The sequence below is a fragment of the Nitratireductor sp. ATLC21 genome (assembly GCF_057196525.1).
In genome coordinates, this window is sequence record NZ_JBXUOU010000002.1 from 316,864 (window position 1) to 339,358 (window position 22,495).

Genomic DNA, 22,495 nt, shown 5'->3' on the forward strand with positions numbered 1-22,495 from the left:
TGGCGCTGCGGACGACTTCGCCTACAGCTCGCCGTCCAGCGCTGCAGTGATCAGGGCACGCGTTTCCGCGATCCCGTAAAGTGCTGCGAAGGAGCCGAAGCGCGGGCCTCGTTCCTGACCCAAAAGGACCTGGTAGAGCATCTGGAAGAAAGCAACCGAAACACCGGGGCCCCCATTCGGACTCTTGCGCTTGTGGTCCTGATAGCGCTCGATGCCGCGGGCCACATCCAGTATGGCGTTCTGGATCGCTTCGCCGTCGGCATCCGAGGGCAGGGCGGCAAGGGCATCGTTGATCCCGGCCAGTGCTTCTCGTTCGACCTCATCAGGCGCACGGAATGCCTTGGATGGCTTTACGAAATCCTCGAAATAGCGCAGCGCGTAGCCGGTAAGGCGGTCGAGCTCGGGATGTGTCTGCGGTGTGACACCGGGCGCATAGCGAGAGATGAAGCCCCAAAGAACATCCGTATTCTGCGCGTTGGATGCGCTGACGAGATTGAGCAGCAGCGCAAATGGAACAGGGAGTTCTGTGGCCGGCGGATTGCCGTCATGAATGTGCCAGACGGGATTGCCGAGCCGGTTCTTCCAGTCCTGACGGTCATAGGCTGACAGGAAGGTGTAATACTCGTCCACCGCGCGCGGGATCACGTCGAAATAGAGCTTCTTGGCCGCCTTCGGCTTCTGGAACATGTAGAGCGAAAGGCTCTCGGTCGGCGCATAGGAAAGCCATTCGTCGATGGTCAGACCATTGCCCTTGGATTTGGAGATCTTCTGACCGTTCTCGTCCAGGAACAGTTCGTAGTTGAAGCCTTCCGGCGGCGCCTTGCCCAGTGCCGTGCAGATCTGCGCCGCCAGCTTGACGCTGTCGATCAGGTCCTTGCCGGACATTTCATAGTCTACGCCCAGGGCCGCCCAGCGCATCGCCCAGTCGGGCTTCCACTGCAGCTTGCAATGGCCACCGGTCACGGGCGTTTCGAAGAGTTCGCCGCTCTCGGGGTCGCGCCAGACAATGCTGCCTGCATCGACCTTTCGCTCCTCAAGTGGAACCTGCATCACCACGCCCGTCTTCGGATGGATCGGCAGGAAGGGCGAATAGGTCTGCGCCCGTTCCTCGCGCAGCGAAGGCAGCATGATGTCCATCACCGCGTCGTAGCGCTCGAGCATGGTGAGGAGCATTTCGTCAAAACGCCCCGAAGCGTAATACTCGGTCGAGGATGCAAACTCGTAGTCGAAGCCAAACTGATCGAGGAAAGCGCGCAGCCGCGCATTGTTGGCGGCACCGAAGGATGGATATTCGTTCGAAAACGGATCCGGCACCTGAGTCAGTGGCTTGCCCAGGTGGGAGCGCAGCATTTCCTTGTTGGGCACGTTGTCCGGGACCTTGCGCAGCCCGTCCATGTCGTCGGAAAAGCACAAGATCTTGGTCTTGACCTTGCCCTCGGTAAGCACGCGAAACGCGTGCCGCACCATGGAGGTGCGGGCCACTTCGCCGAACGTGCCGATATGCGGCAGGCCCGAAGGGCCGTAGCCGGTTTCAAACAGGACGGTTTCAGGGAAGGTGCCGCCCTCGTAGCGTTTGACGATTTTGCGCGCCTCTTCGAAGGGCCATGCTTTGCTCTCGGCTGCGGCCTCCATCACTTCAGGCGTCAATTCAAGCGCGTCTTGGCTTGCCGTCGTCATGTCGCTTTCCAGGGTTCGGGTTTCATCAAAAGCAATGCCTGTAAGGCGGCTCAGGCGGTGCGTCAATCGAAGCGGCGATTTTTCATTGCGACATGACGCCCGGCTACCTACCTTCAGGCTCCATTGTTTTGCCAGCGGAGATTGATATGGCCGAGCCGACCGCCCAGGAAGCCCTGATCTATTTGATGGTTGTCATGTCGGCCGCTGACCGAGACATGACCGATGCGGAGCTGGCGATTATTGGAGACACGATTCGCTCCTGGCCGGTATTCAGGGATTTTGATGACAACCGCATTATCGAAGTGGCGCGCCAGTGTCAGCAGATACTTCAGGAAGACAGCGGGCTCGAGCGTATCCTGAATGCGGTTCGCGACACCGTGCCGGCGAAACTGCACGACACGGCTTATGCGCTGGCGGTCGAGGTCGCGGCTGCCGACATGCATGTGGAGCCAGAAGAAAAGCGCATGCTCCACATCGTGCGCAGCCGGCTGCATCTGGAGCCGCTCGTGGCCGCCGCCATCGAACGAACGGTTCAGGCCCGCAAACGGGTACTTGCCTGACGTGATGCCCACTCAAGCGCATGTGACTGGCGTTTGATCGGCATTGCGGAATAATGGCGCCATGACTTCGTTTCTGTTCTCCGAAGCAGCAATCCGTCTTTTCGCTTTCATCGGCATATTCGCGGCCATGGGGCTTTACGAGTTGTGTTCGCCACGTCTGGAACGGCCGGAAATGACAGGCGCGCTGAAATCGCGCCGGTGGTTTGCCAACCTCTCCATGGTTCTCATCTCTTCGGTGGTGCTAAGGGTGGTTTTCCCGGCGGCAGCCGTGGGCGCTGCGCTTTGGGCGGAAACCCGCGGCATGGGGCTCTTCCACCGCATTGTGGCCATCGATCCGCTTCTCGCGGGACTGATCTCGTTTGTCGTGCTGGATTTTGCGGTCTGGCTCGAACATGTGGCAAGTCACAAAATTCCTGTTTTGTGGCGTATTCACCGTATGCATCATGCCGACAATGGTTTTGACGTGACCACAGGACTGCGTTTCCATCCGCTCGAAATCCTTCTGTCGATGGTATGGAAGGCGATCATTGTGGTTCTTCTTGGCGCGCCGGCTCTCTCCGTTCTGTTGTTCGAAATCGTCCTGAATGGCATGTCGATGTTCAACCACTCGAACGTGAAGCTTCCGCTCAGGCTTGATCGCGTTGTCCGGAGGTTTGTGGTGACCCCGGATATGCATCGGGTCCATCATTCTACGATAAGGCAGGAGACGGATTCCAATTACGGTTTCAATTTCCCGTTTTGGGACCGCTTGTTTGGCACCTACATCGCCCAACCGAAGCTGGGCCATGAAGGCATGGATATCGGGCTTTCCGCCTATCGTGGTGCCTTTACCGCGACCCTTGTCTGGATGCTTGCGCTGCCATTCCGCTCATTGGGTCGGGGTCAGTAGAAACCAACAGGAAAATAGCGCAGATAGATATCGGTGAAACGACCGCTCGCATTGATGCTGTGGAGGGCGAAATCGATGGCTTGCGCAAGTTGAGGCATATCGCGTGGTACGGCGATCGCCAGACCCTGCCCCAAATATTCGGGCGCGAGATACGGTCCACCCGCAAAAGTGCAGCAATTTTCGGAATCCTGGCCCGCGAGCCAGAAACTCAGTTTTACCCCATCGCCGAAGACGGCATCGATACGGCCCGATTTCAAATCGTCGAACAGCCAGTCGGTCCGGCTGTAAACGACACTCTGCGCTTCTGGAAAAAGATCGCGCAACAGCATTTCGTGAGCGCTGGCGCCGAGGACACCAACCCGTTTGCCGGCGATGGCCGTGTGAAGCGGTTCAGTCAGTTTCTCTCCGCGTCGCGTGACAAGCCGTGCAGGAAAGCGCAGATAAGGGCGTGAAAACAGGTAGCGCTCTCGATTTTCGGCTGTGATCGCCATCCCCGCGATAATCGCTTCGCCCTGTCTGTTCTCGAGGGCTGTATCGAGCTCATCCCAGGGTAGAGCCTGGACCTGGCAACGCTCCATGATCTCAAGCTCGGCGCAAATCTCCCGCGCGAGATCGACATGAAGCCCGCTGAGTCGGTTTTCAGCGTCCAGATAATTGAAGGGGAAAAAATCGACTGTGGTCAGGAAGCGCAGTCTCGCCAAGGCAGAAAGGTCCGGCCTTGATTGCCGTTGCCTGGGCTCCCAAAAACCCGGAGGAGCGGCGTCCTCTGCTGAAGTGGTCTGCGTCGGATGCAAGAAGAATAAGGCAAGCGCGAGCTGAAGAACGAATAGTTTCATTTCCTTTACCGTATAGCCGGCAAATATGTTGAAAGTTTTTTGCGCGCAAAGTTTTGTGGGACGCTCTTTAACATCGTTATATTCTTCCTTCACAGCGGTATATAGTCGTCAAATGACGCGTGAAAATTCTGCGCGGGGGACGGTAAGACGGCGGGGACGAATACATATGTTCGATTTTGGAAGGACACGGGCCTTTGTTCAACAAATTCAGAAAGCCCGCAGCCCGTTGGCCATTTGCAATACACTCATCTCGTTTACGGAAAACTACGGTCTTCATGCTGTTTGCGCGGGCACACTTCCCGCGAAGGGGAGTACAGCTGGCGATCAGGTCGGGCATATCGTGCTCAGCAGTTGGCCGGCGGAATGGATCGACCGCTATGTTTCGTGCAACTACATTTTTCATGATCCGATCGTAGACCATGCGCGTCAAAGCGGAAATGCCATTTTGTGGCGTGATATTCTGAAGAAGCACGATGCCTCTCGCAAAACCTCTAAATTCTTGAGCGAGGCGCGGGAGTTCAAGCTTGCTGATGGCATCGCCATGTCATTCACCACGCTGGAGGGAACGCAGGTCGTCATGTCCTTTGGCGGCGAGCAGGTGGAGCTGTCGCCGAGTGAGATGCAGATGCTCTCATTCGCCTCTTCCTACGCGATCGGCCACGCGCTGAGTTTACGTGGCAAGGATCGTTTCGCCGAACTGGAAAGGTTGGAGAAAGAGTGCCTGCAATTGGCGATCCGTGGCCGATCAGTCACGGAAATTGCCGAGCGGCTCGGCGTGACAGAAGATGAGGTGAGCGACAAGATCCGGCGTGCGAGGCAGAAGATCGGACCTGGACATGCACTGTATCGGCAAGGGGGAGCGCCGCGCCTGACGCCGCGCGAGAAGGAATGCCTTCAATGGGCGGCATTTGGAAAATCCGAATGGGAGGTCTCTCAGATACTTGGCATCTCAGAGCATACGGCGGAAAAGCATCTGCTCAATGCCAAGACGAAACTTGGCGCTTCAAATCGAGTTCATGCAGTTGCGGAGGCTATACGATGCGGCGTTCTGGATTGAAGTCCACTTCCAGGTGATGCCCCTTCTTGAAATATTCTTACTTAAGTTGCGAAAGTGAAGGTATTGTGTTGTTATAGTTGAAATCTAGCGGGGAGTTGGGGGTTATGGGGCGTAATTTCCTACTGGTGCTTGAGATGTCGTATGGCAGCTTCCGGAATGGTGCGCGAGCTGCAGTCGGCAGAACAGATTTTAGCGAAAACAGCGCTTTGAACCACAGGTCGGTCGTTTGATGGGATGATCGGTCATGGATCATCTCTCCGCAGGCCGGACGACTCCAAATAATGCCAAGGGCGCAAGCGAAGGGGATGAGTTAGCCAGCGTCGCAGCGCCGTCTGCTGTTACGGACTGGCTTCCGATCCTGAAAATCCTCTCAATCGATGAAGAAGAGGCCTACCGGGTGGAAGCGCGGGCCAAAATGGCCGGTGTGTGTTTCCAGACGGAACTCTTGTCGTCCGGGCTTGTGTCCGAGCGGACTTTGTTCATGGCGCTTGCTCAACATCTCGGACTTGCCTTTGTGCAACGCGTGGATCCCAATGCGCTTGTCATGCGTGAGAAACAGGGCCTCGCCGCGCTCGGGCGACGCGGAGGGGCACGTGTGAGCCTCATTGTCGACGAACGTGGACTGTCTGTAGTGCTTATTGCTCCGGACAAGCTGAACATTCCGGCCTTGAGATCGTTTGTACAGCGATATCCCCGCGCTTCGACACGCATCCGGGTGGTTCAACCCACCGTATTGAGAGACGCTATTTCAACGCGGTCGCAAAAAGCGCTTATGCGCATTGCTACGGAAGAACTGTTTTCCATTGCGCCGGACATGTCGGCGCGCTTTGTCGCCAATGCCTGGCAGGGTGCGGTGCTGGGCGCGGCACTTGTTTCTTTGGTCTTCGCTGCCTTTTATGCGCCTTGGCCAACGCTTCTGGTGTTGCATGGTCTGTTTTCACTGGCGTTTTTCTCGTGCGTTCTCCTGAGAGTTGTCATCCGTCTTGGCGGGCGCACACGTGCCGAAGCGTCTTTCGCAACCGTCCGCCCGGCGGAAATGCCCGTCTATTCGGTTCTGATCGCCCTCTACAAGGAAGCAGAGATCATCCCCGATCTGCTGATCGCTCTCGGCAAAATTGTCTGGCCACGCGCAAAGCTTGAGATCAAGCTGGTCTGTGAACAGGATGACGGCGAGACACTGGCGGCACTCCGTGCTCAGGAACTGCGTCCCTATATCGAGGTGATAGAAGTGCCCGCGGGCGGCCCGCGCACAAAGCCGAAAGCCTTGTCCTACGCGCTTCCAATGACGTCGGGGACCTTCGTTGCCCTCTATGATGCCGAGGATCGCCCACACCCGTTCCAGCTTGTCGAAGCCTGGCATGCCTTTCGCAATTCCGACGAGCATCTTGCCTGTGTGCAGGCACCTCTAAGCATTTCCAATCGACGTGAAAGCTGGGTGTCATCGATGTTCGCGCTCGAATACGCAGCACTTTTTCGTGCCGTGCTGCCATGGCTGGCGCGACGCGGTTTCATGATGCCGTTGGGTGGCACGTCAAACCACTTCCGTCGATCAGCGCTTGAGGCTGCGGGCGGGTGGGATCCCTATAATGTGACGGAAGATGCGGATCTCGGTGCTCGCCTTTGTCGGTTCGGTTACCGGACGGACGTCATCTGGAATGCCACCCAGGAGGATGCGCCGACAGACATTCGCACCTGGCTGCCTCAACGCACCCGGTGGTTCAAGGGGTGGGTTCAGACCTGGCTTGTCCATATGCGCAATCCGTTCGCGACCCTTCGTGAACTCGGAATGCCCTCCTTTCTGGTCATGCAGGTGCTGTTTGCAGGCATGGTTCTGTCGGCGCTGGCCTATGGTGTGTTCTGGGCGACCACCATTGGGATCGGTGCCTACTGGATTTTCGGTGGCGTCTTCAGGCCTGCGGAAAGCCTGTTGTTGATCATCGATACCGCGAATGTCGTTTTAGGGCATGCGGCCTTCTTGATGCTGGGCTGGTCGACGCTTCATAAAACTGAAAGACCGGGCTTCTGGAAGCGCGTTTTATGGACGCCTGCTTACTGGTGCCTGATGTCGGTCGCCGCCCGGCGTTGTGTCTGGCAGCTCTACTGGAATCCTCACCACTGGGAGAAGACGCCACACAAAAGGCGCCATCAGGCGCCGGCGTCACTCCAGAAACCCAGGGCCTGATCCGATGATCAGCTGATCCTCTTGTCCTATGGCCTCAAGGTCACGACCGTCATAGGGGATGGCCAGGAGCATGCGGCGGATGACCGCCAGGCGTGCCCGCCGCTTGTCGTTGGCGCGCACGATGGTCCATGGCGCATGGGCGCTATGCGTACGCTCGAGCATGAGATCGCGCATACGGGTATAGTCGTCCCACTTTTTTATCCCGGCAACATCCATGGGCGAAAACTTCCAGTATTTGAGCCGGCTGTGCCGTCGGTCATGGAAGCGTCCAAGCTGCGTCTCCTGGCCGATATTCAGCCAGAATTTAAAGAAATGAATCCCGTCATTGACGATTGCGCGTTCGAAATCGGGCGTCTCATCCAGAAATTGCTCGTGTTGGGCGGGCGTGCAGAAGCCCATCACCGGCTCCACACCGCCCCGATTGTACCAGGACCGATCGAAGGTGACCAACTCTCCGCTGGTGGGAAAATGCGCAACATATCGCTGAAAATACCATTGGCCCCGCTCCGTTTCGCTGGGTTTGGGCAACGCAACATTGCGCGCGCTGCGAGGGTTGAGATAGGCGCGAATGCGCGAAATCGTGCCGCCCTTGCCCGCAGCGTCCCGCCCCTCAAACAGAGCCATGACACGGGCACCGCTTTTCTGCATCCAGGCCTGGAGCTTGACGAGTTCTACTTGAAGCGCCTCTAGCTGCTCCTCATAGATGTCCTTGTCGAGCTTTTCGTCATAAGGATATCCGCCGGCCGTCAGTTCCTTGTCCTTGATCCAGTCTGGCAGGTCCGGATCGTCTATGTCGAACTCCCGTTTCTTGCCGGACAGTGTCAGCTTGAAGGGTTCGATTTTTTCCAGGGCGGGGTTATCCAGAGGCTTGTTCATAAAATCGATCCTGAACCGTGGGAGTGTCCATGCTATTTGCAGCTTGATACAAGGTCCAGCGGCGAAGGCAAAGCGACAACAGGTCTGCATGACACGAACCCGGGAACGGCAGGCAGGCCCCCGTGGAAACAAAATTGGTTGGCGGCATGAGCGATGAAGAGCGGGAAGTAGGGCAGGGGAAGGTGTTGCGGCGTATCACGCAGAGCGGAACACCTTTCGCGCGGGCCCTCCAAGCTTTTGTGAAGCGCGATTCCCCCGAGGAGCGCGGCGAGAAACGTTTGACCGCGCGCGGCGACATTGACTCCCTGCCTGCAGTTTATCTGGCGGCGGCAGTGCTTGATCCGCTCTATATTTTCGACGCCGGTGGAAGCATTCTTTACTCCAACGAAGCCGCCGACCTGGCCTTTGGTCCTGTTGCAAAGAGTGTGTCGTTGCGGCTGAAATTCCGCGCGCCAGAGATGCATGAGCTGGTCAGCCGGGTCATATCGGGTGAGGAACAATCGACCGCGATCAACTACGCTGAGCGGGTGCCGGTGGAGCGGGCCTACCGTGTGGTGGCAAGCCGGATCGGAAATGACACCGGCCTGTATGTGCTGATGTTCAAGGATCAGAGTGAAGCGCGCCGGATCGATAGGATGCGGGCCGACTTCATCGCGAATGCGAGCCATGAGTTGCGCACGCCGCTCGCCTCTGTCGCAGGTTTCATCGAAACGCTGCGCGGCCCTGCCCGGGATGATCCTGCAGCACGGGATAATTTCCTGCAGATAATGCAGAACCAGACGCAGCGCATGGCTCGCCTGATTGATGATCTGCTTTCGCTTTCACGACTGGAAATGAAGCCCTACCAGAAGCCGAACGTTCAGCTCGACGTGGTGGCGCTGGTGAAGGGTGTGATCGAATCCATGCGCCATATTGCCAGCGAAAACGGGGTCGACATCGTCTCCGAGCTCGGTGACACGCCGCTGTTGGTGGCGGGCCATTCCGATGAACTGGTCCAGGTGTTTGAAAACCTGCTGGAGAACGCCTGCAAGTATGGCAGTTCAGGTGAGCGGATTGTCGTTTCGGCAGATCAGGCAAGCCCCATGGACGAAGTGCGGGTTACGGTTCAGGACTTCGGGCCGGGTATCCCCGAAGAACATATTCCTCGCATAACCGAGCGTTTTTATCGCGTTGATGTGGAAACCAGTCGCACGCAGAAGGGGACAGGCCTCGGTCTGTCCATCGTCAAGCATATATTGACGCGGCATGATGCGCGATTGTCAGTCAAATCAGGAGCCGGCAAAGGAGCGATGTTCATGGTGCACTTTCCACCGGTCCCACCCTCTCCTGTCGGTGTCGAGCGCGCTTGAGCGGCACTCATACAGGGTTCACGACTTTCATTTTCCCGCCATCACGATCACATAGTAGAGGTGGGAGACAACAAAGCCGGTTTGGCTGAAGAGGAACGATATCATGCAGAACCAGCACACCATGCGGTCCTTCGACGATGAGTTGAACTACCTGTCGGATCAGATCGCAGCGATGGGTGGATATGCTGAGCGCATGGTCGCGGAATCCGTCGCAGCGCTGGTGCAGTCGGATTCAGGTCTTGCCCGAAAGGTGGTGGAAGACGACGCATTTCTCGACGCCAAGGAACGGGAGATCGGCGAACGGGCTGTCATCATCATCGGCAAAAGGCAACCGGTTGCCGATGATCTGCGCGAGATTGTCGGCGCGATCCGCATCTCTTCGGATCTGGAGCGTATCGGTGACCTTGGCAAAAACATCGCAAAGCGTGTTGTTGCCGTCACGGAAGGCAAACAGCCGGTTCGCCTCTTCCGCGGATTGGAGGCGCTTGCCAGTCTGGCGCTCACCCAGCTGAAGGAAGTGCTCGATGTTTATGCGTCCCGATCGGTTGAGCGGATCGGGTTTGTTCGCGACCGGGACGAGGAAATCGATGCGATGTACACATCGCTCTTCCGGGAACTTCTGACCTACATGATGGAAGACCCGCGCAACATCACCGCCTGTACGCATCTTCTGTTCTGCGCCAAGAACATCGAGCGTATTGGAGATCATGCAACCAACATCGCCGAGACCGTGCACCACATCGTGACAGGGCGCCAGTTGCCTCTGGAGCGTCCCAAGGAAGACCAAAGCCACAGCGTCGTTGCGGAACCCGAGGCATAGGAATGTCTTGAAACCGGGAGTGCACTGAGGCGCACCCCCGGAGGGCACGGCGGAAGGCTGCGCTATGCGTTGGCGACAGCGATGGCTTCGATTTCGATCAACGCTTCGGGAGTGTAGAGAGCCTTCACCTCAATGATGCTGTCGGCGGGGTAGGGGGCGGAAAAGAACTCCCGCCGCAAAGTAACCACGTCGGCGAAATTCCCCATGTCGGTCACGAAAATGGTCACTTTGGCGATATTGCCAAACTCCAGGCCCCCACTCTTCAGCGCCCGTTCCAGGTTCTTGAAAGCTCGGCGCCCCTGGGCCAGAAATCCGCCTTCCACGATCTTGCCATTCTCGTCATAGCCAGCCTGCCCGGAAATGAAGACGAGATTGTCGGCCTGAATTCCTTGAGAAAGGAGATAGGGGGCATAGGGATCAGGCTCGGTGCGGATTTGCTTGAGGATCATAGCTGTTCTCCATTTAAGTTGGAGGTCAGCTATGACGCAGTTAATCCACTGTTACAAAAGGTGAATTCTCAGCATATAAATGAATTGTATTCATCCATAAGGAGCTCGCCTTGTCCTGGATGCCGTTGCCCGCGTTACGCACTTTCGTCAAGGTTGCACGTTTGGGAAGCTTCAAAAAAGCAGCCCATGAACTCAATGTGACGCCAACAGCCGTCAGTCATCAGATCAGGAAGCTGGAAGAGCAACTGGGGTGTGATCTTTTCGAGCGCCAAGTGCGGCGCATTGCGCTGACCCGGGAAGGCGCTCGTCTTTATCCGGTGCTGGAGGAGGCATTTGGGCGGATCAGCGATGCATTGGTTGCGGTCCAGCGGGATCTTTCTCGCAGCTCTCTGGTGGTTTCGGCAACCATGGCCGTCTCGACCTTCTGGATTGCGCCGCAGGTGGGTGCGTTCCGAGCGGCGTTTCCGGAGCTGGGCTGGCGTATTCTGGCGTCGGACGATGTGGTCGACCTTTCGGGCGGAGAAGCCGATCTCGCGGTTCGGTTCCAACGAAGCAGCGATCCGGACCTGGATAGCTTCGATCTTGCCCCCGGCAGGTTTGCGCCTTTGGCGGCGCCATCTCTTCATCCGCTCACCATTCGCAATGCGCCTCTACTTGCGTTTGAATGGATGTCACCGCACCCCGAAGCGCCCGACTGGGAAATGTGGTGGCAGGAGGCCGGCCTTGGGCGTCTCGATACCGGTCGGATTGCATGGTTTTCGGATGAAGCGCATGCCGTTCAGGCGGCAATTAGCGGTCAGGGAGTTCTTCTCGCGAATATGAGCCTGCTTGGGCGAGAGCTGGCTGCGGGTCTTCTGCAGAGACTGGATGGGCCGCTTCTGCCCTATGGGCAGTTTCGCCTGGTTCGTGCCCGCAAACGACGGAGCGCCGCCGAGGAAGCCGCCTGGCAATGGTGGTGTGCGGCGCTATCGAAGATGACCTGATCAATCGACAAAGAAAACCCGGCCGCAGGATATGCCGGCCGGGTTAGTCCAGAGGAGAGATAAGATGGGATCAGCGGCTCCTGCGCCGCTCCGAGGCAGGCTGATATGCCAGGCGCGAATGATAGGTGCAGTAAGGCCCGCTTTCGCCCGCTTCATTGCCGCAGAAGCTGAAATCCTCAGAAAGAGGATCACCGTTCGGCCATTTGCAGGTGGTTTCGGTCAGTTGAACCAGCTCAAGCTTGCGCGAGATCGGGACCACCACATTTTCCGTCGGGCGGAGATAGGTCCGGGCCACCGGCTCCTCGTCGAACTGCGCCTGCAGGGCCGTCGCGCCAACGCTGACCGTGGTCGGCCGGGTATTGCGGGGGCGACGTGTCGTCGTCGTGCCCTGGGTCGCGGGCGCGGCCTTTTTCTGGCGCGTGCGCGGGCTTGTGGCTCGGCCCCGGCTGGACAGCTTGAGGCGGTGGACCTTGCCGATAACGGCATTGCGGCTAACGCCGCCCAGCTGTGCGGCGATCTGGCTTGCGCTCAAGCCTTCCGCCCACAATTTTTTCAAGGTTTCGACTCTTTCATCAGTCCAGTTCATCGGGACACGCTCCTGTCCAGCGTGCGGAATCCGAATCCAGTCTCGCCCGGCCAAAGCCGAGGGAGCACCATATGATCATGGTAGATGTGGTCCGCCGCACAAAATGTAGTCTTTTTGCTTGGGCTGAAACTACCTTATCGCAAGACTCCGTGACAAGAGTCCTTACCGTAAGCTGATTCGCTTTTTGGGGTTTTCCCCAATTTGCTGGTTTTTGCTGTCACTGAGCTGTCGTGCCTGCCTGCGTTGACAGCCAAGCTGAAACAACCGATAAATCGCTCGAGTGCCGCCCCTTGGGCGGCATTTTGATTTCATTCTTCCGTGCCCGTATGTGCTCGGACCGAAAACCAATCTCAGGCTCAGCGGAGACCGTGTGGATGCGTGAATCTGCGCTTTATGGAACTTATGCTCGCCAGCCACTGGCGTTTGAACGTGGCGAAGGATGCTGGATAGAGACCGCCGAAGGCGAGCGCTATCTGGATTTCGCTGCCGGTATCGCGGTCAATTCGCTGGGGCATGCACATCCGCATCTTGTCGCCGCGCTGACTGAGCAGGCAGGCAAACTATGGCACGTCTCCAATGTCTACGAGATCCCCGGCCAGGCTCGGCTTGGAGAGCGGCTCGCTGAAAACAGCTTTGCCGACAAGGTGTTTTTCACCAATTCCGGCGCAGAGGCGCTGGAGTGCGCCATCAAGACAGCGCGCCGCTACCATCATGTGAACGGCCAGCCCGAGCGCTATCGCGTGATCACTTTCGAAGGCGCGTTCCATGGACGTACGCTGGCAACCATCGCCGCTGGCGGGCAGGCGAAATACCTTGAGGGTTTTGGACCGAAGGTCGAAGGCTTCGACCAGGTTCCGTTTGACGATACCGAAGCCCTTTTGAAAGCGATCGGCCCCGAGACGGCCGCGATCCTGGTCGAGCCCATTCAAGGCGAGGGCGGGGTTCGCCCGATCCCCAATGCATCCCTGAGACGGCTGCGTGAAATTTGTGATCGCCATGGGCTGCTCCTTATCCTGGATGAGGTGCAGAGCGGTGTCGGGCGAACCGGCAAGCTGTTTGCGCATGAGTGGGCGGAGATCACGCCCGACCTCATGGCCGTGGCGAAGGGCATTGGCGGAGGCTTTCCGCTGGGTGCGTGTCTTGCCACAGCGGAAGCCGCAAAGGGCATGACCCCCGGCACCCACGGCACCACGTTCGGTGGCAATCCGCTCGCAATGGCCGTGGGCAATGCGGTTCTGGATGTGGTCCTCGCCGATGGCTTCATGGAAAGCATCAGCAGGAAAGGGCTCCAGTTCAAGCAGAGTCTCGCTGCCGTTGCCGATGAGTTCCCGGACATTATAGAGGGCGTCCGTGGCGAAGGCCTCATGCTCGGTATCAAATGCAAGGTACAGAATCTGCGTCTGCTGGAAGCTCTGCGTGATCAGAAGATGCTGGTGGTGCCCGCTGGCGACAACGTGCTTCGGCTGTTGCCGCCATTGATCATCACCGAAGATGAGATCCGCGAAGCGGTGAAACGCATCCACGATGCTGCCGCTGCCGTTAGGGCGACCGAAAAAGCCGATGCTTGAGAAAACCAGGGAGACGGGCATGGCCAATGGTCTGCGCCACTTCATTGATCTGTCGACCGTTGATCCCCAGGATCTGCGTTCCATGCTCGACGATGCGCGAGCGCGCAAGGCGCGCCTGAAGGCCGGTGAACGCGAAAGGCCTTTGGAAGGCAAGGCGCTGGCGATGATCTTCGATAAGCCGTCCACCCGGACCCGCGTCTCTTTTGATGTCGGCATGCGCCAGCTTGGCGGTGAAACGATCATGCTCACCGGCACCGAGATGCAGCTTGGCCGCTCCGAGACCATCGCTGATACGGCGAAGGTGCTCTCGCGCTATGTGGATGCAATCATGATCCGCACAACGGCGCACGAGCGTCTCATCGAACTGGCGGAGAATGCTACCGTTCCGGTGATCAACGGGCTGACGGATGACACGCACCCGTGTCAGATCATGGCCGATATTCTCACCTTCGAGGAGCATCGGGGGCCGGTCAAGGACAAGCTCTTTGCCTGGACCGGCGACGGCAACAACGTTCTGCATTCGTTAATCGAGGCTTCTGCCCGCATGGAGTTCCGGCTGAACATTGCAGTGCCCCCCGGCAGCGAGCCTATGGCGCAATATGTCGACTGGGCCCGTGCGAATGGCGGGCGGATCACGTTCACGAAAACTGCCGAGGAGGCCGTCGCCGATGCTGATTGCGTGGTGACCGACACCTGGGTGTCGATGGGGCAGGAGCATCGTGCGCGCGGCGACAATGTTTTCAAGCCCTTCCAGGTGAACGAAGCGCTGATGAAGCACGCCAAATCCGATGCACTGTTTATGCATTGCCTGCCGGCTCATCGCGGCGAGGAAGTGACTGACGAGGTGATCGACGGGCCGCATTCGGTGGTGTTCGATGAGGCGGAAAACCGCCTTCACGCGCAAAAAGCGGTTCTTGCATGGTGTTTCAACAGGTGACGAGCGAAACAAGACAATTGGGCGAATTTGGTTTCGCCGGAGACGACCACGTCGTTCCTTTCGACGTCGACCCGCTGGATGTGCGCGGTCGCGCGGTTCAGCTCGGGCCGATGCTCGATCAGATCCTCGCGCGCCACACCTATCCCGAGCCGGTTGCACGCCTGCTTGCAGAAGTCATCGTTCTGACGGTGCTTCTGGGAAGCTCGCTCAAATTCGAGGGCAAGTTCATCGTCCAGACCCGCTCCGATGGTCCGGTCGACATGCTGGTTGCCGATTTTTCCACGCCCAGCTCCATGCGGGCTTACGCGCGCTTTGACGAGACACGTCTGCAAGAGGCGATTGCAGCCGGCAAGGATGCCCCGGAAGATCTGCTTGGCGCCGGTGTTCTGGCTCTCACCGTCGACCAGGGTGCCGATATGCAGCGTTACCAGGGTATCGTGCAGCTCGATGGAGCGACGTTGGAAGACGTCGCGCGCACCTATTTCCGCCAGTCCGAGCAAATACCGACCGAGGTTCGTTTGGGTGTGGCCAAGATGGTGCTGCCGGGCGGCGAGAGCGGCGAGGAACATTGGCGCGCGGGCGGTTTGCTTTTGCAGTTCCTTCCCAGCTCGCCCGAGCGTATGCGCGGCCTGGATCTGCCCGGCGGCGATGGTGACGAGGGGCACGAAGGATCCACGCATCCGCAAGACAATGCGTGGCAGGAAGCGCGGATGTTGCTTTCCACTGCGGAGATGACGGAACTCGTCGACCCCACGGTCGGTGCCGAGCGCTTGCTTTACCGTCTGTTTCACGAGCACGGTGTGCGCGTCTACGAAGGCTCCGACGTGCGCGATGACTGCTCATGTTCGCGAGACAAGATCAAGGCCGTTCTGGACGGCTTTACACCGGATGAAGTGGCCGACAGCATCGAGGATGGCGTCATACGCGTCACCTGTGAGTTCTGTTCGACCGAATATGTCTTCGATCCGAAGGATTTCAGTTGATCCGGGCCGCGGCGCCGGGGAGATCGAGCGAAAATGCGGGAATGTCAATCTCGAACAGCGCCCCGCGCGGTCCCCGCATCGTGTAGCGCCCCACCATGATGCCGGAGGGAGCGGTCAGCGGGCAGCCAGACGTATACGTGTAGCTGTCGCCCGGTTGCAGGACCGGCTGCTCTCCCACCACGCCTTCTCCACGCACCTCCTGAACCCGGCCTGTCTCGTCGGTTATGTGCCAATATCGCGCGACAAGTTGAACAGTCTCGGGCGAATGGTTTGTGATCGTGATCTGATAAGCCCATACGAAATGGCCGCTTTCCGGGTCTGACTGTGCGGGCAGGTAGCTCGGTTCAGCGCTCACTTCGATCGATTGGGTAACAGCTCTGTACATGGCTCAAACTCGCATTGCACGCACTCGAGGCAGGAAGGATGGGGCCTTCCCGTGAAAGATCAAGAGCATAGCAGAGATGTCACGGGGGATCATGCACGGGGTGCGATGATCTTTCATGACGCCATTGTGAGCGGCACGAGAGGTCGAATGGCGATAAGCATGGGGCATTGAGGACAACGCGCTGGTGAAACATGCTTGACGGTTGGGCGCATCGAAAGATCGACCCGGGATTATCGGCCATTGCCGCTCAACTCGCGGCAGCGGGGGTGCGCGCCAATGCTGTCACCTATGCGGGGCTTGTCCTGGGGTTGGCCGCCGCCGCTCTCATTGCATATCAGGCTTTCTGGGCGGGCCTCGCCCTCATTTTGGCCAGCCGCTTATGTGACGGGCTGGATGGAGCCATTGCCAGAATTCACGGCAAGACCGATTTCGGCGGCTATCTCGACATCGTTCTGGATTTTGCCTTTTACGGAGCCGTGCCGCTCGGCTTCATCATCGTCGATCCCGGTGCAAACGCGATTGCCGGCGCTGTCCTTCTACTGGCGTTCTACGTGAACGGGGCGAGCTTCCTGGCCTACGCGATCATGGCCGAAAAGCGCAGGCTCAAGAGCGATGCACGGGGGGAGAAATCGCTGTTCTTCACCACGGGGCTTGCCGAAGCGAGCGAGACACTTGCCGTATTCGTGGCCATGTGTCTCTTACCGTCCTGGTTTCCGGTACTCGCCTTTGGCTTCGCCGCGCTGACCGCCTATACCACCGTTTCACGCATTGTTCTGGCGGGCAGGCGGTTCAGCTAGACTCCTGGCTAGATCGCATCGAGTGCCCGTTCCACGTCGGCGAGAAGGTCATCGCAATCCTCCAGACCGACCGACAGGCGCAGCGTGCCGTCGCCGATGCCCAGCTCGGCGCGTGCCTCGTCAGACAGATTCTTGTGCGTCGTCGTGGCAGGATGGGTAATCAGGCTCTTGGCGTCACCCAGATTGTTTGAAATCTGGAAGATTTTCAAAGCATTCTCAAAAGCGAATGCGTCCTTCTTGCCGCCTTTCAGTTCAGCGCAGATCAGGGTCGAACCGCCCTTCATCTGCCGGGCGATGATATCGGCCTGGGGGTGATCCTCGCGCCCCGGATAGATGACACGGGCGACCTTGGGGTGGTCGGCGAGCAGATCGGCGATGCGGCCGGCGCTTTCGGTTTGCTGGCGCACGCGCAGCGGCAGTGTCTCCAGCCCCTTGAGCAGCGTCCATGCGTTGAAGGGCGAAAGGCTGGGCCCGGTGTGGCGGAAGAAGCCCTGGAGATGCTCGTCCACCCATTCCTTGTCCGACAACACAACACCGCCCAGACATCGGCCCTGACCGTCAATGTGCTTGGTGGCGGAATAGACGACCACATGCGCGCCCAGTTCAAGAGGCTTCTGCAGGAGAGGAGTGGCGAACACGTTGTCGACAACGAGACGCCCGCCGATCTCATTCGCAAGGGCGGCGACACCGGCAATGTCCGCCACTTCCAATGTCGGATTGGTGGGGCTTTCAAGAAAGAAAAGCTTGGTGTTGGGGCGTATGGCCGCTTTCCAGTTTTCAAGCTTCGCGCCGTCGACAAGCGTTGTCTCGATCCCGTAGCGGGGCATCAGCGTTTCGACGACCCAGCGGCAGGATCCGAAAAGCGCGCGGCCGGCCACGACATGATCGCCTGCCTTGAGCGAGCAAAGCAGCGCGGCGGTGACAGCCGCCATGCCGGAAGACATGGCGCGCGCCTCTTCGGCGCCCTCCAGCGCACACATGCGGCGCTCGAACATGTCAACGGTCGGGTTGGCATAGCGGGAATAGACGAAGCCCGGTTCCTCACCCTTGAAACGGGCTTCCGCGGCTTCTGCACTGTCATAGATGAAGCCCTGCGTCAGATAGAGCGCTTCGGAGGTTTCGCCAAAATGCGAGCGTGTGACCCCGCCATGAACCAGCGCTGTCTGTGGTTTCCAGTCGTTCTCGGAATTCTCTGTCATCGCTTCTACACCCAACAAAAAACCGGCCGCGAAAAGCCGCATGCCGGTCCGGTGATCGAGCACGGCCTTTTAGCGACTTCTTTAACGTGGCTGCAAGCCGACCGGCCAAATCACCACGGGATAAAGCTCCATTACGCCCTCAAGCGCCTTGCGTCAACGACAAGCGGCGCTAAACCTCGTTCAAACAAAGCCTGTGCAAGGAGAGGGGCGTTGGCAAAAGCGGGAATTCTGCCGGACAAGGATATCGCGGCACTGTTCGACAATGGGGCGCTTGCCTCGGCCCGCCCGCTGGATCACGATCAAATTCAGCCGGCCAGCCTCGATCTGCGACTTGGCACCGTCGCCTATCGCGTGCGCGCCAGCTTCCTGCCGGGACCGAACCACCGCGTTTCGGAAAAGCTCGAGAAACTCAAGCTGCATGAGATCGCGCTCGGTGAGGGCGCAGTTCTGGAAACAGGCTGCGTCTATATTGTCCCACTGCTGGAGGGGCTCGATCTGCCAGACGGCATTTCCGCCTCGGCCAACCCCAAAAGTTCGACCGGACGCCTCGACATCTTTACCCGCGTGATGACCGATCACGGGCAGGAGTTCGACAAGATCCCCGCCGGCTATTCCGGTCCGCTTTATATGGAGGTGAGCCCGCGCACTTTTCCGATCGTGGTGCGCACCGGCTCGCGCCTCTCCCAAATCCGCTTCCGTACCGGCAAGGCGCTGCTCGATGAAAGCGCGCTGGCGGAGCTGCATGCGCGCGAGACGCTTGTTGCTTCGGAAGATCCCAACATCACCGGTGGTGGTATCGCGCTTTCGGTCGATCTGAGCGGTGGCGGCACCGGGCTGATAGGCTACCGTGCAAAACACCACACGGCGCTGATCGATGTGGACAAGCGCGATCAACACGACATCGCGGACTTCTGGGAGCCTTTGACCGGCGACGGTGCGGGCGGCCTGATCCTCGATCCCGACGAGTTCTACATTCTCGTGTCGCAGGAAGCGGTGCATGTGCCGCCGCACCATGCCGCCGAGATGACGCCCTTCGATCCATTGGTGGGCGAGTTCCGCGTGCACTATGCGGGCTTCTTCGATCCCGGCTTCGGTCATTCCTCTGCCGGCGGCACCGGTAGCCGCGCAGTTCTGGAAGTGCGCAGCCATGAGGTCCCGTTCATTCTCGAGCATGGCCAGATCGTGGGCCGCCTCGTCTACGAGCGGATGCTTTCACGCCCTGATGCACTCTATGGCGCAGATCTGAAATCCAATTATCAGGGCCAGTCGCTGAAGCTTTCCAAACACTTCCGCATGGGCTGACGCAAAAATTAGCGCTCTTCTCGCGCCTTTTCCGCGGCCATTGCCTGCACTTCTTTGCGCAGGGCTCGAATCTCGTTGAGGATGATCTCCTGCTCGGCCTGCAGGGCGGTGCGCTCAGCCGATGCCTCTTCATCATGCTCGGCCTGCATCGCCGAGACGATGATACCGATAAACAGGTTCAACACCGTGAAGGTGGTCGAGACGATGAAGGGAATAAAGAAAAGCCAGGCGAGCGGATAGACCTCCATCACCGGACGGACGATGCCCATCGACCAGCTTTCCAGTGTCATGATCTGGAACAGCGAGTAGGCAGAAAGGCCTATCGTGCCGAACCAGTCCGGAAAGGAGGCGCCGAACAGCTTCGTGGCCATGACGGCGAAAACATAATACACCAGCCCTAGAAGCAGCATGATGGAACCCATGCCAGGCAGGGCCGAGATCAGTCCCCCGACCACACGTCGCAATGACGGCACCATGCTGACAAGCCGCAGAACACGCAGGATGCGCAGCGCGCGCAACACCGAGAGCCCGGCGGTCGCCGGAACAAGCGCAATGCCCACCACCACGAGGTCGAAGATACGCCACGGGTCGCGGAAGAAGTTCTGCCGGTAGACGACGAAGCGCGCGAGAAGCTCGGCGACGAAAACACCCAATATGGCCTGGTCCAGTGTTTTCAGCAGTGGGCCAAATGCAGCCATGGCCCGTTCAGAAGTCTCAAGACCCAGCGTGATCGCATTGACGACGATAAGGGCAGTGATGACCGCTTCGAAACGGCGGGATTCGATCAGGCTTTTGAGCGCTTGCACGTTTGGGAGTCCGGTTGGTGTTTGGCAGAATTGAGCGGCACACAGGTGGGATGGAATCGGCGAAACGTCAAGCCGTTCGCGACAGTTCGGCCACAAAGTGCCTGCGATGGAGCACCGGCAAAGCGAGCGAAGCGCGCTCGTTTCCCTGAACGAAAAGAGGCAGGAAGTGCGTCTTCCTGCCTCGTTCATCAATTGCAGCGTTTCGAGCTAGCCGATGACTTCACCGTCTTCCCGCCAGACGGAGATCACTGCCGAGCGTGGCTTTCCATTGCCGTCTGGCCAGCTGCCGCCGGGATGCTGGATGCCAACGAACGCAACCTTGCGGTCCGGCGACCAGGTAAGGCCGGTCACTTCTGCGCCGTTCGGAGCTGTGAGGAAGCGCGCAATTTCACCGGTTTCGGGATTGCCGACCAGCATCTGGTTGTTTCCTTGTCCTTCGAATTCACCCTCATTGCTGTCATCACCATCGGTCTGGATCCACAGCAACCCGTCCGAAGAGAACGCCATGCCATCGGGCGAATTGAACATGTTGCCTTCGTTCACATTGTCCGATCCGGCGTAGACATTGTTATACGCCTTCGGATTGCCGGCCATGACGTAAAGATCCCAGGTAAACCTGTCAGCGCCATGGTCTTCCCCTTCCGGCCGCCAGCGAACGATCTGGCCGAAATTGTTGGTCTCGCGTGGGTTGGGCCCGCCCACCGGCTGTTCATCGCCGCCGGCATTGGCTTTCACACCGCGATTCTTGTTGTTGGTCAGGGCGCAATAGGCCTCGACCCGCAACGGATTGGCGGCAACCCATTCCGGACGATCCATCGTGGTGGCCCCGACCTTGGAGCCGGCGATACGGGAAAAGACAAGAATCTCCTCAATGGACATTCCAGTGCTTTCGGGTGTCAGTGGCAGCCATTCGCCGGTCATGTCATCGTTGAACTTGGCGACATAGAGTGTGCCGTCCGAAAGCAACCCGTCTGTGGGCTGGCCTTCGGCCCAGGTGCCGTTCGACACGTAGCGATAGATGAACTCGCCGCGCTCATCGTCGCCCATATAGACCACGACGCGCCCGTCGGCAGCCTGCACCATCTCGGCGTTTTCGTGCTTGAAGCGTCCGAGCGCAGTGTGCTTGACGGGCGTCGATTCCGGATCGAGCGGGTTGATCTCCGTCACCCAGCCGTGACGGTTCGGCTCATTGGGTTCCTTGGACAGGTCGAATCGCTCGTCGAATTTTTCATAGGCGTACCGGCCTTCACCGCCGATGCCGTAGCGCACTTCGCCTTCCGTGGCCTCGCGTTCTGCCGTCGTGCCGAAATAGCCATTGAAGTTTTCTTCGCAGGTCAGATAGGTGCCCCAGAGCGTCTTGCCGGAGCCGCAATTGTTCATGGTGCCTTTCGGCGAGCGGCCTTCCGGATCGGCATTGGTCTTGACCAGATCGGAGCCTGCGGCAGGGCCGTCCATGGTCATCGGCGTCTCATGGGTGATGCGGCGGTTATAGGGGCTGTCGAACACCACGGCGTAGCCATCGCCCCTGTCGGCGATTTCCAGCACTGTCACGCCCTGCATGTTCTGGAGGAGTTTCACCTCGTCGGCATTGCGAGGCATGCCTTCCGCTTCTGCGGGGAGATTGATTTCCGGGTTCACATATTCGGAATTGATGGCAAGGATCGTCTTGTCACCATCGACAAAGGTCTCCATGCCATCGGTGTTCTCACCGAACACCCTGTCCGACATTTCGACAGGAACTCCGGCCTCTGGCGAGTAGGCGCCTTCCGCATCCTTGAAGAGCGGGTCGCCCCAGCGAACGAGTGTTTTCCAGCGATATCCATTGGGAACGTGTATTTCGTGATCGGTCGCGATCCCGATCGGCTCGAATTTGAAAGCCGCGCCTTCAGCCTTTGCGGTTGAGGTGGAAGAAAGAACGCCGGACCCTATAACGGCGGCCGCAGAACCGAAGGCGAGAACACCACCCAGAAAACCGCGACGCGAGATGGCACGCTCCACCACGGCGTCAAAACCATTGTCCTCAGGGCGCGGATCGCGCATCTCGTCGAATTCGTCCCATGACAGGCGAACGATATCCTGCTTTTTCATCACGGCAGTCCTCTGGCTGTTTGGCTGGATTGAGCCGCCGATGGCGGCATCTGCCGTTATCCGTAGCGAATGCATGCGACAGGATTTTTACAGGGCTGTGTCCGGATGGTCGACCTGAAGGCCGAAAAGGGAAGGGCCGACCATTGCGCTGGCCGGCCCCGGTTTC

At 58.7% G+C, this 22,495-nt stretch carries 21 protein-coding genes and 1 riboswitch; of the genes, 12 read left to right on the forward strand and 9 right to left on the reverse strand.

The genetic code is table 11. The features are described 5' to 3' along the window. Window positions 1–21: 21 nt before the first annotated feature. Window positions 22–1,677: a lysine--tRNA ligase gene (locus AC2CHD_RS09200; protein WP_484553438.1), complete on the reverse strand. Its 1,656-nt coding sequence runs from the start codon at window positions 1,675–1,677 to the stop codon at window positions 22–24. Window positions 1,678–1,823: 146 nt separating this feature from the next. Between AC2CHD_RS09200 and AC2CHD_RS09205 the strand changes: the two genes are divergently transcribed. Continuing rightward, on the forward strand, window positions 1,824–2,237 hold the full coding sequence (locus AC2CHD_RS09205) for a tellurite resistance TerB family protein (RefSeq protein WP_229450410.1): 414 nt from the start codon (window positions 1,824–1,826) through the stop codon (window positions 2,235–2,237). 61 nt (window positions 2,238–2,298) lie between these two features. Continuing rightward, the gene (locus AC2CHD_RS09210; protein WP_484553439.1) at window positions 2,299–3,126 is read left to right on the forward strand and encodes a sterol desaturase family protein; all 828 of its coding nucleotides are present in this window, start codon (window positions 2,299–2,301) and stop codon (window positions 3,124–3,126) included. Here AC2CHD_RS09210 and AC2CHD_RS09215 read toward each other — a convergent pair. Further along, window positions 3,120–3,827, reverse strand: coding sequence for a transporter substrate-binding domain-containing protein (locus AC2CHD_RS09215; RefSeq protein ID WP_484553440.1), 708 nt, complete (start codon window positions 3,825–3,827; stop codon window positions 3,120–3,122). The genes AC2CHD_RS09210 and AC2CHD_RS09215 overlap by 7 nt on opposite strands. A 301-nt stretch (window positions 3,828–4,128) precedes the next feature. On the opposite strand from AC2CHD_RS09215, the gene AC2CHD_RS09220 reads away from it, so the two are divergent. Continuing rightward, entirely contained in the window at window positions 4,129–5,019 is an 891-nt protein-coding gene (locus tag AC2CHD_RS09220) for a helix-turn-helix transcriptional regulator (RefSeq protein WP_484553441.1), read from the forward strand. A gap of 244 nt (window positions 5,020–5,263) precedes the next feature. Beyond that, window positions 5,264–7,201: a glycosyltransferase gene (locus AC2CHD_RS09225; RefSeq protein WP_484553442.1), complete on the forward strand. Its 1,938-nt coding sequence runs from the start codon at window positions 5,264–5,266 to the stop codon at window positions 7,199–7,201. Here the strand turns inward: AC2CHD_RS09225 and ppk2 are convergent. Continuing rightward, the gene (gene ppk2, locus AC2CHD_RS09230) at window positions 7,178–8,077 is read right to left on the reverse strand and encodes a polyphosphate kinase 2 (protein WP_229450416.1); all 900 of its coding nucleotides are present in this window, start codon (window positions 8,075–8,077) and stop codon (window positions 7,178–7,180) included. The two genes, AC2CHD_RS09225 and ppk2, sit on opposite strands and share 24 nt — an antisense overlap. Window positions 8,078–8,223: 146 nt before the next feature. On the opposite strand from ppk2, the gene AC2CHD_RS09235 reads away from it, so the two are divergent. Beyond that, window positions 8,224–9,426: an ATP-binding protein gene (locus AC2CHD_RS09235; protein ID WP_484553443.1), complete on the forward strand. Its 1,203-nt coding sequence runs from the start codon at window positions 8,224–8,226 to the stop codon at window positions 9,424–9,426. A 103-nt stretch (window positions 9,427–9,529) separates the two neighbouring features. Then, on the forward strand, window positions 9,530–10,246 hold the full coding sequence (gene phoU / locus AC2CHD_RS09240; protein WP_229450420.1) for a phosphate signaling complex protein PhoU: 717 nt from the start codon (window positions 9,530–9,532) through the stop codon (window positions 10,244–10,246). Between the two features lie 62 nt (window positions 10,247–10,308). Here the strand turns inward: phoU and AC2CHD_RS09245 are convergent, their stop codons facing one another. Beyond that, window positions 10,309–10,695, reverse strand: coding sequence for a RidA family protein (locus tag AC2CHD_RS09245; RefSeq protein ID WP_484553444.1), 387 nt, complete (start codon window positions 10,693–10,695; stop codon window positions 10,309–10,311). 119 nt (window positions 10,696–10,814) lie between these two features. Here AC2CHD_RS09245 and AC2CHD_RS09250 point away from each other — a divergent pair, with 119 nt between their 5' ends. Beyond that, the gene (locus AC2CHD_RS09250; protein WP_484554220.1) at window positions 10,815–11,678 is read left to right on the forward strand and encodes a LysR family transcriptional regulator; all 864 of its coding nucleotides are present in this window, start codon (window positions 10,815–10,817) and stop codon (window positions 11,676–11,678) included. 70 nt (window positions 11,679–11,748) lie between these two features. Here AC2CHD_RS09250 and AC2CHD_RS09255 read toward each other — a convergent pair whose 3' ends face one another. Further along, window positions 11,749–12,264, reverse strand: coding sequence for a GcrA family cell cycle regulator (locus AC2CHD_RS09255; RefSeq protein WP_229450423.1), 516 nt, complete (start codon window positions 12,262–12,264; stop codon window positions 11,749–11,751). Window positions 12,265–12,638: 374 nt separating this feature from the next. Between AC2CHD_RS09255 and AC2CHD_RS09260 the strand changes: the two genes are divergently transcribed. Genes AC2CHD_RS09260 through AC2CHD_RS09270 form a run of 3 tightly spaced genes read left to right on the forward strand, consistent with a single transcriptional unit; the run spans window position 12,639 to window position 15,752 of the window. Then, on the forward strand, window positions 12,639–13,832 hold the full coding sequence (locus AC2CHD_RS09260; protein WP_229450424.1) for an aspartate aminotransferase family protein: 1,194 nt from the start codon (window positions 12,639–12,641) through the stop codon (window positions 13,830–13,832). Between the two features lie 19 nt (window positions 13,833–13,851). Beyond that, window positions 13,852–14,769 carry an ornithine carbamoyltransferase gene (argF, locus tag AC2CHD_RS09265; RefSeq protein ID WP_484554221.1) on the forward strand — a complete coding sequence of 306 codons (918 nt, stop codon included), beginning with the start codon at window positions 13,852–13,854 and terminating at the stop codon, window positions 14,767–14,769. Then, window positions 14,751–15,752, forward strand: a complete 1,002-nt coding sequence (locus AC2CHD_RS09270) for an Hsp33 family molecular chaperone (RefSeq protein WP_484553445.1) — start codon at window positions 14,751–14,753, stop codon at window positions 15,750–15,752. The genes argF and AC2CHD_RS09270 overlap by 19 nt, the downstream gene beginning before the upstream one ends. Here AC2CHD_RS09270 and apaG read toward each other — a convergent pair. Continuing rightward, entirely contained in the window at window positions 15,745–16,137 is a 393-nt protein-coding gene (gene apaG / locus AC2CHD_RS09275; RefSeq protein ID WP_484553446.1) for a Co2+/Mg2+ efflux protein ApaG, read from the reverse strand. The two genes, AC2CHD_RS09270 and apaG, sit on opposite strands and share 8 nt — an antisense overlap. A gap of 191 nt (window positions 16,138–16,328) precedes the next feature. On the opposite strand from apaG, the gene AC2CHD_RS09280 reads away from it, so the two are divergent. Next, entirely contained in the window at window positions 16,329–16,934 is a 606-nt protein-coding gene (locus AC2CHD_RS09280; protein WP_484553447.1) for a CDP-alcohol phosphatidyltransferase family protein, read from the forward strand. Between the two features lie 8 nt (window positions 16,935–16,942). On the opposite strand, the gene AC2CHD_RS09285 is transcribed toward AC2CHD_RS09280, so the two are convergent. Beyond that, entirely contained in the window at window positions 16,943–18,133 is a 1,191-nt protein-coding gene (locus AC2CHD_RS09285) for an O-succinylhomoserine sulfhydrylase (protein WP_484553448.1), read from the reverse strand. Between the two features lie 49 nt (window positions 18,134–18,182). After that, window positions 18,183–18,260: riboswitch (SAM riboswitch) on the reverse strand. A gap of 83 nt (window positions 18,261–18,343) precedes the next feature. Here AC2CHD_RS09285 and AC2CHD_RS09290 point away from each other — a divergent pair. Further along, window positions 18,344–19,435, forward strand: a complete 1,092-nt coding sequence (locus AC2CHD_RS09290; RefSeq protein ID WP_229450430.1) for a 2'-deoxycytidine 5'-triphosphate deaminase — start codon at window positions 18,344–18,346, stop codon at window positions 19,433–19,435. Between the two features lie 8 nt (window positions 19,436–19,443). Here the strand turns inward: AC2CHD_RS09290 and AC2CHD_RS09295 are convergent, their stop codons facing one another. Both AC2CHD_RS09295 and AC2CHD_RS09300 read right to left on the reverse strand, forming a co-directional pair. Next, window positions 19,444–20,241 carry an ion transporter gene (locus AC2CHD_RS09295; protein WP_484553449.1) on the reverse strand — a complete coding sequence of 266 codons (798 nt, stop codon included), beginning with the start codon at window positions 20,239–20,241 and terminating at the stop codon, window positions 19,444–19,446. 207 nt (window positions 20,242–20,448) lie between these two features. Further along, complete coding sequence (locus AC2CHD_RS09300; RefSeq protein ID WP_484553450.1) at window positions 20,449–22,329, reverse strand: PhoX family protein; 1,881 nt, start codon at window positions 22,327–22,329, stop codon at window positions 20,449–20,451. Between the last annotated feature and the right edge of the window lie 166 nt (window positions 22,330–22,495).

What these genes read in the sequence shown, in the direction of transcription:
- AC2CHD_RS09200 (WP_484553438.1), bottom strand. Translation starts at nt 1,677, where the DNA reads ATGACGACGGCAAGCCAAGACGCGCTTGAATTGACGCCTGAAGTGATG.
- AC2CHD_RS09280 (WP_484553447.1), top strand. Translation starts at nt 16,329, where the DNA reads ATGCTTGACGGTTGGGCGCATCGAAAGATCGACCCGGGATTATCGGCC.
- AC2CHD_RS09210 (WP_484553439.1), top strand. Translation starts at nt 2,299, where the DNA reads ATGACTTCGTTTCTGTTCTCCGAAGCAGCAATCCGTCTTTTCGCTTTC.
- apaG (WP_484553446.1), bottom strand. Translation starts at nt 16,137, where the DNA reads ATGTACAGAGCTGTTACCCAATCGATCGAAGTGAGCGCTGAACCGAGC.
- AC2CHD_RS09260 (WP_229450424.1), top strand. Translation starts at nt 12,639, where the DNA reads ATGCGTGAATCTGCGCTTTATGGAACTTATGCTCGCCAGCCACTGGCG.
- argF (WP_484554221.1), top strand. Translation starts at nt 13,852, where the DNA reads ATGGCCAATGGTCTGCGCCACTTCATTGATCTGTCGACCGTTGATCCC.
- phoU (WP_229450420.1), top strand. Translation starts at nt 9,530, where the DNA reads ATGCAGAACCAGCACACCATGCGGTCCTTCGACGATGAGTTGAACTAC.
- AC2CHD_RS09245 (WP_484553444.1), bottom strand. Translation starts at nt 10,695, where the DNA reads ATGATCCTCAAGCAAATCCGCACCGAGCCTGATCCCTATGCCCCCTAT.
- AC2CHD_RS09250 (WP_484554220.1), top strand. Translation starts at nt 10,815, where the DNA reads ATGCCGTTGCCCGCGTTACGCACTTTCGTCAAGGTTGCACGTTTGGGA.
- AC2CHD_RS09270 (WP_484553445.1), top strand. Translation starts at nt 14,751, where the DNA reads ATGGTGTTTCAACAGGTGACGAGCGAAACAAGACAATTGGGCGAATTT.
- AC2CHD_RS09285 (WP_484553448.1), bottom strand. Translation starts at nt 18,133, where the DNA reads ATGACAGAGAATTCCGAGAACGACTGGAAACCACAGACAGCGCTGGTT.
- AC2CHD_RS09225 (WP_484553442.1), top strand. Translation starts at nt 5,264, where the DNA reads ATGGATCATCTCTCCGCAGGCCGGACGACTCCAAATAATGCCAAGGGC.
- AC2CHD_RS09255 (WP_229450423.1), bottom strand. Translation starts at nt 12,264, where the DNA reads ATGAACTGGACTGATGAAAGAGTCGAAACCTTGAAAAAATTGTGGGCG.
- AC2CHD_RS09300 (WP_484553450.1), bottom strand. Translation starts at nt 22,329, where the DNA reads ATGAAAAAGCAGGATATCGTTCGCCTGTCATGGGACGAATTCGACGAG.
- AC2CHD_RS09220 (WP_484553441.1), top strand. Translation starts at nt 4,129, where the DNA reads ATGTTCGATTTTGGAAGGACACGGGCCTTTGTTCAACAAATTCAGAAA.
- ppk2 (WP_229450416.1), bottom strand. Translation starts at nt 8,077, where the DNA reads ATGAACAAGCCTCTGGATAACCCCGCCCTGGAAAAAATCGAACCCTTC.
- AC2CHD_RS09235 (WP_484553443.1), top strand. Translation starts at nt 8,224, where the DNA reads ATGAGCGATGAAGAGCGGGAAGTAGGGCAGGGGAAGGTGTTGCGGCGT.
- AC2CHD_RS09205 (WP_229450410.1), top strand. Translation starts at nt 1,824, where the DNA reads ATGGCCGAGCCGACCGCCCAGGAAGCCCTGATCTATTTGATGGTTGTC.